Source organism: Marinomonas spartinae (assembly GCF_900089775.1).
Classification (GTDB): domain Bacteria; phylum Pseudomonadota; class Gammaproteobacteria; order Pseudomonadales; family Marinomonadaceae; genus Marinomonas; species Marinomonas spartinae.
Map to the genome: position 1 here is coordinate 17,114 of NZ_FLOB01000013.1, position 15,740 is coordinate 32,853.

Consider the following 15,740-nt stretch of genomic DNA (forward strand, 5'->3'; position numbering starts at 1 on the left):
ATGAAAGTTAATCCAAAACAAATAGAGTCCGTAACAGCGTTGGCTGGACCAAAGCGTTATGAACACTTTGTAAAAGTTATAGCTGATTGGGAAGAGGTTTGGGGGCTTTATAAAGATGGTTGGGCATTGGCTTCAACAGACGATGGTCAGCAAGTCTTTCCTCTGTGGCCAGCAAAAGAATATGCTGATCTATGCGCTAAAAAGGAGTGGAGTGGTTACGAGCCAGAATCATTTTCTTTAGAAGATTTTATGAATGAATTGCTTCCGAATTTGAAAAATGATGGCGTGTTACCCGGTATATTCTACACTCCTTCTGATAATGGGGTTACCCCATCGGTTGATCAGCTTTTAGCGGATCTAAATGAAGAGTTGGAAAATTATTAAACTCGAAAGCCCGCATTTGCGGGCTTTTCTTTGCCTGCTATTTATTCCCCTTAGCCGTTGTTTGCCGCTGCACTGACTGCTTGGCCTGATGCTTAAGAATTAAACCCTCCAAAACACCCTGAGCCAGTTGCCTGTCTTCCTCATCAAATTGGGAGATAGCTTCAAGTAATTGATTGGGGTCAGAGTAAAATTAAATCGGCTCCCTAGCTAATCCCTCTTCATGTTATCCTCCTCTACCCTAAAGTATGTGAGAAAGAAGTCTCCATGACACGTTGTCTGAGAGTTTCTATTCCTGACTATGCCGAGGATATCATCCAGCGAGATAATAACCGTCAGCCAATTTTTGCAGCGATGAAGATATTCGTTTAATTAAATAAAGGTTTAGCGTTAGGAAATGATAGATTTTAAGAACAAATAGGGTTGCTAACAGGGCAGAGGAAAACACAGGCAAAGCGTGGAAGAAAAGAAAGTTGGCTTAAAAATAGTGATGATGGCTGATCGTAGAGATTTAATTTTACTCTGACCCCAATTTTTTGTGCTGATGACGAATCATGTTCATCTCCTTGCCACGCCTCAAGACAAAGATGGTCTGAGTCGTATGATACAAGCATTGGGCCGTAAATATGTTCAGTATTTCAATGATACCTATGGCCGAACGGGTACCCTTTGGGAAGGACGTTATAAACCGACGTTAGTGGATTCAGAGCACTACTTACTGACGGTGTATCGTTATATTGAGCTTAATCCGGTGAGAGCGGGTATGGTGAATCATGCTTCGGAGTACCCTTGGTCAAGTTACCAAAGCAATGCTATTGGAAAAGAGATTGCTCTGATTACGCCGCATAGTGAGTATTTTAACCTTGGAAAAGATAAAGAAGATAGACAGCAGCACTATCGTCAGCTATTTCAAGGTTGAATGTCAGAACGTAGCTTGGTAGAGATCCGTGATGCCACAAACAAGGCTTGGGTATTGGGTGATGATCGTTTTAAAGCTGACATTGAGGAAAAAACAGGCAGGAGAGTGAATCCTTTAGGGCGGGGAGGTGATAGGAAATCCAAGGTATTTCAAGATAAGAAGAATCAATGACTCCATTGATTCTTCTGCAATGGTCACTTACCTTATTAGATTTTAAGGGTAAAACCGACATCAAACTCTGTTTGTCGTTGATCAGTTTTAGAGCTAACTGACTCATTTTTAACGGCAATATAAGGAGAGAATGTTTTTGTTAATTTATAAGTGGCTTCTATCTCATGCTGATAGTCGTTTCGCTTTTTATCAAATAGATTTTGGTTGAACATTTAATGGGACACGCATCTTAAGCATTTAATGGGACACGCATCTTAAGCATTTAATGGGACCCTCCTAAGAGACACCCATCGTAACTTGACGATTTTTCTTTATACTGTATATTTAACCAGTATATTTCTTATGGAAGAGAGGTTTCGTCATGCCAAGAGCCAGAAGTTTGCAAGTTAGTTTACAAGATACGCCTTTCTATCACTGTGTTTCTCGTTGTGTCCGTAGGGCGTTTTTGTGTGGAGAAGATCCGGTTTCTGGTGCAAGCTTTGAGCACCGCCGTGGCTGGGTTGAAGAGCGTTTGTTATTCTTAGCCAGTGTCTTTGCTATCGATGTTTGTGCCTATGCGGTAATGAGTAACCACCTTCATGTGGTGTTGCATATCCATGCAGAAAAAGCGGCGAAGTGGTCTACATTAGAGGTTCTGCAAAGGTGGCATAAGTTACATAAAGGCACCTTGTTTACACAGCAATATGTAAGAGGGGAATCATTGCCAGACTATGCAATGGCTTTGGTAGAAGCGTCTGCTGAAGCTTATAGAAGCCGCCTTATGGACATTAGCTGGTTCATGAAAGAGCTTAATGAGCCAATTGCTCGACAGGCAAATTTTGAAGACAACTGCACTGGTAGGTACTATTCGCATCGTTTCACTCGCTCACCCTTCGGGCCCGCTAAAGCGGTTCAAATTTTTACAAAATTAGTGGGAGGGCCGTTTTAAATCTCAGGCGCTGCTTGATGAGGCTGCACTGGCTGCTTGTATGACTTATGTTGATCTTAATCCATTAAGGGCAAAAATAAGTGAAACGCCAGAAGCCTCGGAATTTACTAGCGTTAAAAAGCGTGTGGTCGCAGCTAAACATCAAAAGCAACCAAAATTGCTTTATCCTTTTGTCGGTAACCCCAGAGAAAACATGCCGGATGGCCTACCTTTTGAATTATTAGATTACCTCGAATTGGTTGATATGACTGGGCGAATCATCCGAGAAGATAAGCGAGGTTCAATAGATGTTTCTTTATTGCCGATTCTTCAACGACTCAATATACTCTCAGAAAATTGGCTTTGTATCGCCACAGAATTTGGCGCAAGAACCGGTGCTGTTGTTGGTGCCGAACAATCTATTGTGCACTATTGTGATTCAAATAAACTAAACAGAAAACCAAGATCCAGTCATAACCGACTACTCGCTTAGCTTCATTCCAGCATTCATAGCCTTTCTTTATATACTAATCATGTATTAGTAAATTTACTCGCCTAAAAACCCAATAACCAGCCTTTTTAGCAGTTAGTTATCCCTTAACGAAACGATAAAAGATGAATTCCATATAAATTCTTTCTGTGAAGAAGATAGTTTTGTATGACGTAGCTAGGTATTTAATATGGGTGTCTCACAAAACTTCTGACGCAAAAAGTCTGCTCTATACGATCTTCTTAGACAAGATGACCATGAATTTCCCCATGATGATCTCCGTGTGTTTTGCATCTGATACCAAAGTGACACTGTAAGTGAAGGCAGATTGTTCTATGGTCGAAAAGGTTCTGTATACCATCTTCTAGTTGAGTGGAGTTAGTTAAGCCCTTATCTAGCTCTTCATTTGGTAAACAAGACAGGCCGATTAACACTATTGAGGAGAGACATAATGGAATTTCAACGTCTGGCAGCGGCGCATTTGAAACATAACCCTGATATCACAAAGCGAAGCCCAAAGCATATTTTAGCTGATATGAACGCGTTACACTGTTTGGCTCAAGCCGCGGTGAATGTGGAGTTATTTACCATCCCTTTGTATATGACGACTATGTATTCCATTCAGGGAATGCATAGCATCACGGAAAAACCACCTGAAGGCCAAAAGCCACTCTACTATGGCCGTCGCTGGCCTGGGATAACGCCTACGCCAAAACCGACAACAGAGAACGAAACGGCCTGTAATACGTATTTCAGCGTTTTTATTCAAGAAATGCTGCATTTGCAATTGGCCTCTAATATTTGCAGTGCACTGGGTAATAACTACAAGTTAAAAACACTTTATGGGCCTGGTGGCTACTATGTGAGTAATGATATTTTGCATCCGGTATTTACTTCGCCTTTGCTGGTTAACAAGAATAATGGCTGGATTTGCTACGGCCCAGACAAAACAACCATTCCACATATTCTTGATCTGACAGACTTAGATGACCCTATATACAGCAAAATTAAGGTCAAGCTAGGCGGTCTTGATGAGAACAGTATTCACCTTGCGTTAGCAATTGAAGAGGATGCAGCAGAACTGGCTGCCAAGATTAAGCTTGATGCCAGAGATAAATACATCGCCACAAAAAATGGTGGGGTAATCGGCAACGTGCCCTTTAAAGACTGGAAAGTAACATCGACGGAAGTCGATCTGCCCATGTTTGGCTCGATAGCAGCCATGTATGAATGCCTTGCTGCCTATCTGAATATAAGTTATGACTTCAGTGAGCAAGGAGAGAAACGGTCAATCACTATTGATGTTGAAGATATTGATATTGATGGTAACGATCAAATCAAAGAAGAAACCATTGAGATAGAAGACCGGTTTGTCCGTGAAGATCAGACGGTTCACCTGTTTGATTTAGTCTTTAATCCTGACTCAGTACAGCAGGATCTATTTAATACAGAAGGGGAAGGTCATCCATTAGCTGAATTTCCTAAAATGAAAACGCGTTTAGACGCAGATATCAGCGCGGAAGCGGCTAAGCAGCATATTTTCCAAATGATGAATGCCATTACAGATCAGGGTGAAGGCTCAACCATGAAGATTGAGCCAACGCCTATGTATAAGGCTACGCCAGGTCTGTTACGCAGTGTCGAAAAAGATTATCGGCCAGACTTCACTGCCCTTAAAGCAGACTATATCCAGTATGGCGATGATGGTCAGCAATTGTCAGAGTCAGGCAGCGCTGTTGCGCGCCATGATAATGGGAGTAAAGACCATTATGAGCGCTTTGCGGAAGTGAAAGAGCTGATGGATAGCGGCAAGATCACCACATGGGCAGACTGGCACAAAGCCGACAATACTTGGAAAGCAAGTGACCTAGCGACACCTGATTTCGAAAATAACCCCCTTAAAGACGCCATTCCAAGTGCAGAGGCTGTTGCTAATGCCTTAAATAACATGAATACGCCAGATAAGGATAAACGCAACGCAAACTTTGAAGAAATGAGCCGTGTGGCAGCTGGCGCGATTGCCGGGATCACTACAGTGCTCAACACCTACTGGACTAATCCAAAAGGGGAATTTCCATTCCCTTCTATGTCTGGCTCCGGTGATCGCGTGTCTATTTGCTGGGCGATCTTTGGTAAAGCGCCGGATCTTAGCTTGGGAGAATACCATCGTATTGGTGAAAAAGAGCGTTTGAAAGATAAGCCACCTTATCTATACCATGCCTGTCAGGGCATGGCTTTAATGCCACAGCCAGATACGGATTTAAACCTGTGTGCTTCAAAAGAAGTGTTCCATACCTGTCGAGGTTCGAACCAATGTAAAAGCGAAGGAGGTTGTGGCTTCGTACAAAAAGTTGGTAACAGCGGCGGTGGCTGTGGTGGTGTGAAAATCAAAACGGGGTCTGGCAATACGGACTCTACTTTGTACTCTGCTCCAGCTGATAATGCTTGTGGAGCGCAAGGAGGTTGTGCAGTGCCGATTTCAGCTTCTCAGCTTTATCCAGAAGACGGTGAAATGGCGGTGTTCACATTCAACCCTGAAACGCTTGAACCCTGTAAAGAAGAGGAAACCGTATCCTTTAAACGGGGTGAAGGTGTGTACGATATAGCTTGGGAAGCATACGCCAAAGCGCTTGCAGCAGAAGATCCAAGCAAGACACCAGAGCCGAAACCTGAAGTGTCTGATTTACGTTTGGTATTCCCTCCTTCAACCTGATTGAGGGCTATAGCGCCCGTTGTACTGCCAGATGGCGAAAGCGGTTCGTTAAGAACCGCTTGTTATTTGGCAAACGGAAATGGCATTAAATTTGGCGAGGTTATAGTGTGGAGGTGTTATATGACCAATGGAGAGGGAGTCGCGTTTGATAATGTCGCTACTCAAGAGTCGTTGGGTTATGGAGTGGGGTTACGTTCATGTCATTTTACTTGGTTAGAACGGAACCTATTACCAGCGCAGACGGGAGTTGATTTTTTTGAAGCCATTACGGAAAACATACTGGATCATGGCGGTTATGCTCGGCAATTGTTGTTTAAGCTGCGTGAACATTACCCGATTGTGCTACATGGAGTATCTTTATCGATTGGCTCAACGGATCCACTGAATCTCGATTATTTAAATAAGGTGAAAGCCTTGTCCCAAGCGCTACAACCAGAGTGGATTTCCGATCATTTATGTTGGACTGGAATCATGGGAGTGAACACCCATGATTTATTACCCATGCCCCTAACCCATGAAAGTCTTGAGCAGGTGGCACACAAGGTTCATCAAGTACAAGAGATACTAGAGCGGCCCATGGTATTGGAGAACCCAAGTAGCTATCTTGAGTTTGCCGAGAACGATTATAGCGAATGGGATTTCTTGTCAGAGCTCGTTAAGCAAACGGGATGTCAGCTCCTGTTGGACTTGAATAATATCTACGTTAGTGGCTTTAACCTTGGCTTTGATCCTTATGAATACCTAGCTGGAATCCCATTACAGTCAGTGGTTCAATGCCATTTAGCAGGGCCATCAGACTGCGGCACACATATGATTGATACCCATGATCAGCCTATTCCAACACCGGTTTGGCAATTGTATGAGGCGTTTATCAAAGCGCGTGGTAACCACGTCACGACCTTACTTGAATGGGATGCTAATATTCCTTCGTTCCCAGAGTTAGTTGCAGAATTAAATCTGGCGAAAGAAGCGTTACAAGGCCGAATACCGCAACGGGTCTGTACACAAGACAGTGATGCTCTATCGACTTCTATTGCTGCTCATCTTGAGCGATCTCACCTTGATGTTGTAAACCGTGAGGCCGTGAAATGACCAAGAATCATAAAGCCAAAGAGGCTCTACAGTCAGCCCAGGCCACTTTGCAACAACAGCAGCAATGGTTGTTTCGACAAATCTTACAGGGACGACCTGACGTGAATTCCTCACAGTGGATTAACGGTTCACAAACCTTTCCAGTGGAAGAACGTTTAAGCGTGTATCAAACGGGCTATCGCTTGCGTTTACTAGAATGCATGCAAGTGGAATTCCCCGCGTTGCATGTTTATCTAGGAGATGATGTGTTTCGAATGTTTGCGTTGGGCTATTTGCAACAAATGCCGTCGCGGCACTATAGCCTTTACGAACTTGGCGCACACTTCGCCGCTTTTTTAAGGGACACACGTCCAACGCCAGAGCAAGCCAATATGCCAGAACAAATGGCTCTCTATTTGGCATTGCCAGAGCAGTTAGCCCAGCTGGAACGTGCCCAAGCCACAAGTATTCGAGCACAGGGCCAAGAAGATTTGGCTGTAGGAGGGCTAGGGTTTCAGATTATGACTTGGCCCAATCTTTCCCTGCCTGAAACCAGCCAACTGGTCGAGGTAGACTTTGATCTACTGACTTATCTACAACAAGTCGAAAGCTATCTTGCACAGCAAGACAATAGTGATGATGGTGCTAGCCCAGAAGGTAAGCGAAGCAAGCCAGACAAACCAGCGTTAAAATCCCAAGCGCTATTGGTATTTCGTGAGCACTATCGCGTTAATATTGTGCGCCTTGAATCTTGGCAGGCATCTATTATCAAAGCTTTTCAGACGACAGGCGAGGTAAATTGGGCCGCCATTGCCAGCCTATGTGGCATTCCTGAACACGAATTGCTTATGCGCTTAAACCTTTGGTTACCGGAAGCCATACGACGTAACCAAGTGAGTGTTAATAGGGTCTAAACTATTGATTTCAATTAAAAATGCTTAAATCTAGGCTTTCTATGCGAGGGCTGTTTTTGTACGACAAGGTGGCATAAACGTCATAAAGGCATATTGTTCACACAGCAATATGCCAGAGGAGGCAAGAAATCCAAGATATCTTAAGAAAGTCAAAATCAATGATGCTATTAAGTGGCAAAATAAACCAATAACATCCAATTTTTACGTTACTATGGTCAAATAGTGACGACACCTATCCAATCCCAGTAGAGCGGACGCATGGACATTAAGCAACTGAAGTTTTTATTAGCCCTTGAGCAAACCAGACACTTTGGGAAAGCGGCTGAGCTTTGTCATGTCACACAGCCAACCTTATCCATGAGAATCAGTAATTTAGAGGAAGAGTTGGGGCTGGAGTTGGTGGTTCGAGGCCACCGATTTGAAGGTTTTTCAGAGCCAGGTTTGCGCATTCTGGCTTGGGCAAAAACACTGTTAGCCACACACGATGGTTTATTGGCAGAAGCCGCAAATTGTCGAGGGAAATTGGTTGGTAATTTATCCATTGGTATGGTGCCTCTTTCCTGTTTTGATCCCACTCGTTTGCTAAAGCCTTTGTCTCAGCGTTATCCAGAACTGACCTATTCGCTCTCATCGCTTAGTTCAGAGGCAATCATCGATCAGCTGATGCGCAATCAATTGGATCTCGGTATTTGTTATATTGATGAAGTGGATCAAGGGCAGTTCGATATCATTGATCTTGGCATCACCCAAATGGGCCTTATGTATTCCGGTGAGTTTTTTCAATTTGACAATGAAGAGGTTGAATGGGAAGAGGTGATAGAAAAGCCGCTGGGTCTTCTGGATGCGACAATGAGCTTTCGTCAATCCATTACCCATATCTTACGCAACCTGCACTTAACGCCCAATGTGATTCTTGAGAGCGACTCCAGTTACCATCTTATTCAGGCGGTAGCATCCGGATTATGTTGCACAATTATGCCCATGGAAGAAGGCATTGAAGCGTTAAGTGACAATCTTAAATTAAAGCCCATAAAAAATGGCCTTTCGCCTTCACAAATCGGGCTGATTATTCGCAAATCCGTGCCAAGATCCGCCCTTGCAGAACAGTGTTTTAAAGAGGCGACGGAACTCTTTACCCAGCAACCTCTACTTGATCACGACTCTCAATGACTTTTGTATGAGGCAATTAGGTTATCTGGCTCAGACTTCTGTAGTTTAATGGCAATAAATTTTGACGTCGGCGTAAAGGTACCATCCCCATAGCTTTCAAGCGGAACCAATGGGTTGGTTTCTGGGTAGTAGGCCGCTGCTTGGCCGGTTGGCATGTCGTATGCCACCAATTCAAAGCCTTTTACTTTGCGTTCTACTCCGTCTTCCCAAAGAGAAATCATGTCGACTTTATCGCCGGACTGAAAACCTAAGCGACGAATTTCTTCAGCATTCACAAACAGTACCTCTCGCATACCAAAGACGCCACGATAACGATCATCAAGTCCGTATAAAGTCGTGTTGTATTGATCATGAGAGCGCAGTGTTTGCAATATAAGGTCTGGCTTTTCCCCTTTGTCCGTTACGGTTTGGTTTATCAGTTGTTTTGGCAATGGGGCGGCGGCAAATTGTGCTTTTCCTGTTGGCGTACGCCACTGACGCGTTGCTGCGGCATTGCCTAAATAAAAGCCGCCAGGTTTTTGCAGATTTTTATTGAAGTCTGCAAAACCTGGAATGGTGTCTGCGATAAGGTCGCGAATTCGGCTGTAATCGGCGATCAGATCCTCCCAATCGACGGGATGGTTTCCTAAAGTGGCCTTTGCCATCCCCGCTAAAATAGCGGGTTCAGAACGCAGTTCTTTTGAGCAAGGTTTTAGTTGACCAAAAGAGATATGCACCATAGAAAAAGTGTCTTCAACGGTAATGCCTTGTTGCCCTTCTGCTTGACGGTCAATCTCGGTACGACCTAAACATGGGAGAATCAATGCATCCTTGCCCGTAATTAAATGGGAACGATTGAGCTTGGTACTGATTTGAACGGTAAGATCGCAGTTTTTCATGGCCGCATGGGTTCGATGAGAATCGGGCGTCGCTTGGGCAAAGTTTCCACCAAGGCCAATAAAGACCTTAGCACGCTTTTCTTCCATGGCTTGAATCGCCTGAACCGCATTATGACCGTGCTGACGGGGCACCTTAAATTGAAAGCGTTGCTCAATAGCGTCTAAAAACCACTCTGGTGGTTGCTCATCGATGCCCATGGTACGGTCACCTTGAACATTACTGTGGCCTCGAACAGGGGATAACCCAGCCCCAGGCTTGCCCACATTGCCACGCAATAATTGCAGGTTAACGATTTCTTGAACCGTCGGAACGGAATGCTTGTGCTGAGTAACGCCCATTGCCCAACACATAATCACGCGTTCAGCGCGGACATACATATCAGCAGCGAGCTGTATGTCGTTAATACTCAATCCAGACTGTTCAACAATATGCGCCCAAGAGGTGGCATCAACCTCTGTAAGGTAGGCATCCAACCCCGTGGTATGTTGCTGCAGGAAATCATGATCAAAAATGGGGGCTTTGCCAGCCGCTTGTGCCTCTCTTTCCCATTGCAATAAGAACTTCGCAATACCTCGCATGGCGGCCATATCGCCTCCTAGTGCAGGTCGGAAATAGGCGGTATTGGTTGGCTCGGCGCCATTGCTTAGCATTTCAAAAGGGCGTTGTGGATGCTGAAAACGCTCCAGTCCACGTTCTTTAAGAGGGTTAAAACACACCACTTGTGCGCCTCGTTCTACCGCTTCACGAAGGGGTTCCAACATGCGCGGATGATTGGTTCCGGGGTTTTGTCCTATCACAAAGATAGCATCGGCCTTGGCAAAATCATCAAATACCACGGTACCTTTGCCCACCCCAATGGTTGAACTCATGCCTTGACCGCTGGCTTCGTGGCACATGTTAGAACAGTCAGGGAAGTTATTGGTGCCAAACGCGCGAACAAATAGCTGGTAAATATAAGCGGCTTCGTTGGATGCGCGGCCAGAAGTATAAAACTCCGCTTGGTTTGGTGATTCTAGGTCGTTTAGATGTTTCGCAACCAACTCAAAAGCGTCGTCCCAACTCACGACAACATAATGATCGGTTTGCGCATTGTAACGCATTGGATGCGTGATACGGCCTTGATATTCAAGCCAATAATCACTTTGCTTAAGAAGATCAGCGACAGAATGCTTAGCAAAAAACTCAGGTGTCACTAAGCGGCCTGTGGATTCCCAGTTAACTGCCTTGGCGCCGTTTTCACAGAATTTCACCATGTGGTTTTCTGGTACGTCCCCCCAAGCACACCCTGGGCAATCAAAACCATGATTTTGATTGGTTTTCAGCATGGCTCTGAGATTTTTAATCGGCTTTTTGCTGCTCACCCAAGCTTTGGTAACGCCTTTTAACGCTCCCCAACCCGCTGCGGGGCCTGAGTATTCTTTAATGTTGTCGCTGTTACTCATGCTTAACTCCAGAAGATGCTTGATTCATTAGACAATCTCTGTGCAGCGCAATGAGCAAACCATCATTTTTAATGAAACCGAGTGATTGGTGGACAGGAGAAATGAAGAAAAGGCGCTGAAAAAAAGGTGCACAAAAATCGTCTTTGGGAGAAAGATAACGTATTCTTATAACAGGTTCCAATCGATATTAACAACCAATCGATAAGCGATATCTATCAAATAAAATCTATATATTTCAATTGATTGAAATAACGGATAGCTTAGATATAGTACTAAGTTTTTTGAAAATAGGACGTTACGATGGGCTACACAATAGTGGGATAAAGTGCCACAACGAATCGTCAATGATTTGTTGCCATTCAGAGGAAGAACGACGGGCATAGGGTTTGGTCATGGGTTGGACTCCGTTATCGGTTATGAGATGAAAACGGAGTCCAGTTTAGAGTGCGAAAAGATGGGATGAAATAACGGCGTAGAATGAACGCTTACGATGGATCCGCAAACGGGCCAAGTTGAAGCGGCATTGAAAGATTGCGACTCGGAAGGTTTCAAAGGCTGTAATGATCTGCATTTTGGACCGGACGGTGCTTTGTATTTCACCGATCAAGGGCAAACGGGTCTACAAGATCCAACCGGACGTGTTTACCGCTGGCAGCCAGACAGTGGCGTGCTAACTTGCCTGATAGATAAGGTACCCAGTCCAAATGGCTTGGTGCTGGATGTAAACAGTCATGTGCTTTATCTCGTAGTGACTCGCGCCAATGCCGTGTGGCGCTTGCCATTGTCACAAAGTGGTCGCGTGAATAAGGCAGGGCTTTTCTTACAATACAATGGTGGTCGCGCTGGTCCAGATGGCCTGGCACTGACGGCGCAAAATGGCGTTGTTGTCTGTCAAACAGGCATGGGCTTAGTCTGGGTATACGACGCACTTGGCCAACCGATTGCGGTGATCCGTTCTCCCAAAGGCTTGGGCACCACTAACTGTGCTTTTGGCGGCGAAGGGTTACGCACGCTCTTTATTACCGAATCGGACACAGGAAGCATTCTAAAAGTCACGTTCGATGACGCGTTAGGCATCAGTGGGCATCCTATGTACTCAGGCTATCAAGGCTAAGTGAGTACAAAACGATAATTCGGTCAGGCTCTTTTAAGGGAGAAAGGGCCTAGTTTTTGTTACTTACCGCTTTAGTTTGTTTTTCCACTCTCAAAAATATTACGTCCTTCTTTGATCAGAATTTCGCGTAAACGTTTGGCGACAGGGGGCAAATAGCCCTTTTTAACATTAATGACATTGTAATGTCGCTTCATTCTGAACTCTTCAACGGGCACTTCTTTTAGCTGTTTGCTGGCAGATTGCGCATTATCTGTTTCTAGGTTGCGTCGCGAAATAAAGCTTAGCAACTCTGTTTGCATGATCATGGAAGGGATCATAAGTAGTAAGTTGGTTTCAATTTGTACATCGGGTTTGGTCAAACCTTGTAGTTCAAACGCTCGATCTAGCCATTGTCTACTGACGACGGAAGTGGGCGCAAGAACCCATTTATAGTCGAGCAGTTTTTTTAAGCTGATGGCTTCGTCAAAAATCTGGTGTTCGCTCTGACAGTCATCGTTTTATTCGGCGGTGGTGTACGTTTGGATGCCGCGATCATGGCGTTATTGGGGATTTTTGCTGGCATTATTGGTTTGGATCCCATAGAAGGTACTCCTCGCTTCACGTTTGGTAGTTTCGCCATGGAAAACGGTTTGCAGCTGATCCCTGTTTTGGTCGGTTTGTTTGCCATGTCGGAAGTGTTTTTACAGCTTTTTAAGAGTAAACATTCCGATGCGCAGAAGGCTGAGATTCCCGAGTTATTACCAAGCAAGCTGGGTTTCGTAGACATGTGGCGTATGCGTGTCACCTTATTATGGTCGTCGTTGATTGGTACGTTCGTGGGCATTCTACCTGGTATCGGTTCCACTGTGCCGGCGTTTATGAGTTATAGCTTGGCACGTTCTCGTTCTCGTAAGCCTGAGACCTTTGGTCATGGCGCGGATGAAGGCGTGGCGGCACAAGAGGCGGCGAATAACGCGGTGACGGGCGGTGCATTGATCCCTACTTTAGCATTAGGCATTCCAGGGGATGCGGTGACGGCGGTGATTCTTGGGGCTTTTATGTTACAAGGTCTGGCGCCAGGGCCATTTTTGTTCCGTGACTATGGCGTCGAAGTGTATGCCATATTTGAAGCCTTAATTTTATCTTCTATCCCTACCATTTTATTCGGTTTATTACTGTTTAAAGTGGCGGTACACGTTATTCGCATTCAGCCACGTCATTTGTTCCCAACCGTGATCATACTGGCGTTACTGGGGGCCTTTTCTGTGAACAACAGTTTGACCGATGTGTGGGTGATGTTGGGAGCGGGCTTTGTCGGATTTTTATTGCGTCGTAGTGGTTTTCCCTTACCGCCTTTATTGATCGGTTTGATATTGGGCAAGCCCCTTGAGCAAAGCTTACGTCAGGCGTTGTTAACCAGTAATGGCAGTGTGGGGATTTTCTTCCATTCCTCGATTGCAATGACCTTTATCGTGATCACGATTTTGTGTGTCGTTGCCAGTATTGCGTACGATCTCGTAAAACGTCGTCCAAAGACAGGGAGCAAATAGTGTGAAACCGATTCTATGCGATAGTCATATGCACGTTTTCAGTCGTTCAGTTGTGCCTACGGGGGCAAGTTACGTGCCGCCAGCGAAAGATCTAAATGATTATTTAGAGGAAGCGAGTTTAGGCAAAATTGGGCGAGCGGTGATCATTCAAGCGTCTGTGGATGGGGTGGATAATTCTCGGTTGGTTGACACATTAACCGCGCAACAGGCCATTGAGCTGCGCGGGGTGGCCATGATTGATGAGCAGACTCAGGATTTAGAAAGCTTAGCCAAAGCCGGTGTTCGTGCGTTGCGTATTCAAGACAGAACGCGCCTGGGACTGAATGATTTAGAGCGTCTTCCTCAATTGGCGAACCGCGCGGCTGAAGTCGATTGGCATGTGGAACTCAATACCGAGCCGGCTCGATACTCGCGTCTGCAAGCGCTTCTAAAGGGATTACCTCAGGGGCAACAGTTGGTATTGGACCATTTTGGGCATTGTGACCCAAATAGCACTTCCGATATTGAGGGGCTGTGCCGCTTGTTGGACAGTGGTCGCATCTGGGTAAAACTGGCCCCTACGAGAGTCAGTAAGCAAGTGGGCCAATATCAAGACCTTTTTGGCTTAGTAGAAACGCTTGCCAGTCAATATACAGAACGTTGTCTTTGGGGGAGTGATTGGCCTCATGTCATGACGGCTGAGCCTTTGCCAAAGACAAGCGATATGCTGGATTTTATGACACGAGCGCTGACACAGGAACAGTTTTTAGCTTGCTTAAGTGATAACCCAGAGAGGTTGTATCGGTTTTAACCTTTAGGTTTTGAGCCGTCATTGCTGTGACACGAGAAGGGAAGAGGTGATTAATGTCAACTGAATCTGAAAAACCTTGGCGTCAGCCCCTACAAGTCGAATCGCCTAATCCGCAGCCTCTCAAGGATTGGCTTAATTTGGTAAATGAACCTGCACTCACAGAAGGCATGCCTATTGTCGATGCCCATCATCATTTATGGGACCGAGCAGGGTTTCGCTATTTGCTGGAAGAGTACGCCGATGACATAGGTGAAAGTGGGCACAATGTGGTGGCGTCAGTGTTTGTTCAATGTCGCAGTATGTATCGAGCCGATGGGCCGACATCGGAACAACCCATTGGTGAAGTGGAGTTTGTGCGTGGTATTGCCGCACAAGCACGCAGTGGTTGCTATGGAACAACACGGGTAGCAGCGGCCATCGTGGGGGGGGGCGGACTTGTTACTAGGCCGAGACGTTGCTCCCGTATTGGATGCCATGATGGCAGCGGGTGGTAAGTTATTCAAAGGGGTACGTACACCCGTGGCGGCACACCCTGATCCCGCTGTTCGTTCCAATCCAGTCCCTGCGCCTGAAGGTTTGATTTTAAGCAAGGCTTTTATAGAAGGCGCTCGTGAACTGTCGAAACGTAACCTCGTTTTAGATCTTTGGGTGTACCAATCTCAGTTGGAAGACGTTACGGCGCTTGCCACGTTAATTCCTGATTTGCAGCTGGTGGTTAACCATGCTGGTGGGTCTTTAGGGGTGGGTCCGTACGCACAAAAGCGTTCTCTTCATTTTCAAGCATGGCAAGACCGTTTATTTCATCTAGCGCAATGCCCAAATGTGGTCATCAAGCTAGGTGGATTTGGCATGCCCATTATGGGGTTGGGATTCTCTGAGCAAACGTTGCCGCCGACATCACTGGCTCTCGCCCATACCATTCAACCTTATATCGATACTTGCATTGATTTGTTTGGTCACTCACGTTGCTTGTTTGAAAGTAACTTTCCTGTGGATAAAGGCAGTTTTTCGTATGCAGTTATTTGGAATGCATTTTACCGAGTGAGTGCGTCTTGGTCAGACGAAAAGAGGAGAAAGGTTTTTAGCCAAAATGCGCTGTGAGTTTATCAAATATCCTTGGGTTAAAGCGTTAAACGAGTCGAATTTTCAATCATTTATCTGAGCGCTAACCGTCTAGTGCTCGATATTGTTAGTCACATAAACAATAACTATAAAAGGTGAGTCATGAAAAAATTACTAAGAGTTGTGTT

14 protein-coding genes and 1 pseudogene are annotated in these 15,740 nt (G+C 45.3%); 12 read left to right on the forward strand and 3 right to left on the reverse strand.

All coding sequences use genetic code 11. The features are described 5' to 3' along the window. Together MSP8886_RS18295 and MSP8886_RS18300 are read left to right on the forward strand one after the other, a co-directional pair. Positions 1-384 carry a DUF2750 domain-containing protein gene (locus tag MSP8886_RS18295; RefSeq protein ID WP_067019480.1) on the forward strand — a complete coding sequence of 128 codons (384 nt, stop codon included), beginning with the start codon at positions 1-3 and terminating at the stop codon, positions 382-384. A gap of 541 nt (positions 385-925) precedes the next feature. Continuing rightward, a complete protein-coding gene (locus MSP8886_RS18300; protein ID WP_217491365.1) occupies positions 926-1,300 on the forward strand; it encodes a transposase in 375 nt (124 codons plus the stop codon). 206 nt (positions 1,301-1,506) lie between these two features. On the opposite strand, the gene MSP8886_RS22835 is transcribed toward MSP8886_RS18300, so the two are convergent. Next, complete coding sequence (locus MSP8886_RS22835; RefSeq protein WP_083201030.1) at positions 1,507-1,683, reverse strand: oligogalacturonate-specific porin KdgM family protein; 177 nt, start codon at positions 1,681-1,683, stop codon at positions 1,507-1,509. A gap of 149 nt (positions 1,684-1,832) precedes the next feature. On the opposite strand from MSP8886_RS22835, the pseudogene MSP8886_RS18305 reads away from it, so the two are divergent. The 5 genes and pseudogenes from MSP8886_RS18305 (at position 1,833) to MSP8886_RS18325 (ending at position 8,736) form a co-directional block, all read left to right on the forward strand. Next, positions 1,833-2,871 (forward strand): annotated as a pseudogene (locus tag MSP8886_RS18305) (transposase). 448 nt (positions 2,872-3,319) lie between these two features. Beyond that, complete coding sequence (locus MSP8886_RS18310) at positions 3,320-5,581, forward strand: ferritin-like domain-containing protein (RefSeq protein ID WP_067019286.1); 2,262 nt, start codon at positions 3,320-3,322, stop codon at positions 5,579-5,581. A gap of 120 nt (positions 5,582-5,701) precedes the next feature. Continuing rightward, a complete protein-coding gene (gene bufB, locus MSP8886_RS18315) occupies positions 5,702-6,673 on the forward strand; it encodes an MNIO family bufferin maturase (RefSeq protein ID WP_067019298.1) in 972 nt (323 codons plus the stop codon). Beyond that, complete coding sequence (locus tag MSP8886_RS18320; RefSeq protein WP_067019301.1) at positions 6,670-7,566, forward strand: HvfC/BufC N-terminal domain-containing protein; 897 nt, start codon at positions 6,670-6,672, stop codon at positions 7,564-7,566. The genes bufB and MSP8886_RS18320 overlap by 4 nt, the downstream gene beginning before the upstream one ends. Positions 7,567-7,824: 258 nt before the next feature. Further along, positions 7,825-8,736 (forward strand): LysR family transcriptional regulator, encoded by a 912-nt coding sequence (locus MSP8886_RS18325; RefSeq protein ID WP_067019304.1) that lies wholly within the window; start codon positions 7,825-7,827, stop codon positions 8,734-8,736. On the opposite strand, the gene MSP8886_RS18330 is transcribed toward MSP8886_RS18325, so the two are convergent. Beyond that, complete coding sequence (locus MSP8886_RS18330) at positions 8,730-11,057, reverse strand: FdhF/YdeP family oxidoreductase (protein WP_067019309.1); 2,328 nt, start codon at positions 11,055-11,057, stop codon at positions 8,730-8,732. The genes MSP8886_RS18325 and MSP8886_RS18330 overlap by 7 nt on opposite strands. A gap of 490 nt (positions 11,058-11,547) precedes the next feature. Here MSP8886_RS18330 and MSP8886_RS18335 point away from each other — a divergent pair, with 490 nt between their 5' ends. Beyond that, complete coding sequence (locus tag MSP8886_RS18335) at positions 11,548-12,171, forward strand: SMP-30/gluconolactonase/LRE family protein (protein WP_083201031.1); 624 nt, start codon at positions 11,548-11,550, stop codon at positions 12,169-12,171. Between the two features lie 71 nt (positions 12,172-12,242). Here MSP8886_RS18335 and MSP8886_RS18340 read toward each other — a convergent pair whose 3' ends face one another. Beyond that, entirely contained in the window at positions 12,243-12,641 is a 399-nt protein-coding gene (locus MSP8886_RS18340) for a LysR substrate-binding domain-containing protein (RefSeq protein ID WP_083201032.1), read from the reverse strand. A gap of 3 nt (positions 12,642-12,644) precedes the next feature. Here MSP8886_RS18340 and MSP8886_RS18345 point away from each other — a divergent pair, with 3 nt between their 5' ends. From MSP8886_RS18345 to MSP8886_RS22480, 4 genes are read left to right on the forward strand one after another with little or no spacing between them, the layout of a single operon-like run. After that, a complete protein-coding gene (locus tag MSP8886_RS18345) occupies positions 12,645-13,700 on the forward strand; it encodes a tripartite tricarboxylate transporter permease (protein WP_217491366.1) in 1,056 nt (351 codons plus the stop codon). Between the two features lies 1 nt (position 13,701). Continuing rightward, complete coding sequence (locus MSP8886_RS18350) at positions 13,702-14,490, forward strand: amidohydrolase family protein (RefSeq protein WP_217491367.1); 789 nt, start codon at positions 13,702-13,704, stop codon at positions 14,488-14,490. 53 nt (positions 14,491-14,543) lie between these two features. Continuing rightward, positions 14,544-14,984, forward strand: a complete 441-nt coding sequence (locus MSP8886_RS22475) for a hypothetical protein (RefSeq protein ID WP_217491155.1) — start codon at positions 14,544-14,546, stop codon at positions 14,982-14,984. Further along, on the forward strand, positions 14,926-15,591 hold the full coding sequence (locus MSP8886_RS22480; protein ID WP_217491368.1) for an amidohydrolase family protein: 666 nt from the start codon (positions 14,926-14,928) through the stop codon (positions 15,589-15,591). Before MSP8886_RS22475 ends, MSP8886_RS22480 begins: the two co-directional genes overlap by 59 nt. Positions 15,592-15,740 lie beyond the last annotated feature (149 nt).

Coding starts and splice junctions, on each gene's coding strand:
- MSP8886_RS18325 (WP_067019304.1), top strand. CDS start 7,825: ATGGACATTAAGCAACTGAAGTTTTTATTAGCCCTTGAGCAAACCAGA.
- bufB (WP_067019298.1), top strand. CDS start 5,702: ATGACCAATGGAGAGGGAGTCGCGTTTGATAATGTCGCTACTCAAGAG.
- MSP8886_RS18300 (WP_217491365.1), top strand. CDS start 926: ATGACGAATCATGTTCATCTCCTTGCCACGCCTCAAGACAAAGATGGT.
- MSP8886_RS18320 (WP_067019301.1), top strand. CDS start 6,670: ATGACCAAGAATCATAAAGCCAAAGAGGCTCTACAGTCAGCCCAGGCC.
- MSP8886_RS18335 (WP_083201031.1), top strand. CDS start 11,548: ATGGATCCGCAAACGGGCCAAGTTGAAGCGGCATTGAAAGATTGCGAC.
- MSP8886_RS18330 (WP_067019309.1), bottom strand. CDS start 11,057: ATGAGTAACAGCGACAACATTAAAGAATACTCAGGCCCCGCAGCGGGT.
- MSP8886_RS18310 (WP_067019286.1), top strand. CDS start 3,320: ATGGAATTTCAACGTCTGGCAGCGGCGCATTTGAAACATAACCCTGAT.
- MSP8886_RS18295 (WP_067019480.1), top strand. CDS start 1: ATGAAAGTTAATCCAAAACAAATAGAGTCCGTAACAGCGTTGGCTGGA.
- MSP8886_RS22475 (WP_217491155.1), top strand. CDS start 14,544: ATGTCAACTGAATCTGAAAAACCTTGGCGTCAGCCCCTACAAGTCGAA.
- MSP8886_RS22835 (WP_083201030.1), bottom strand. CDS start 1,683: ATGTTCAACCAAAATCTATTTGATAAAAAGCGAAACGACTATCAGCAT.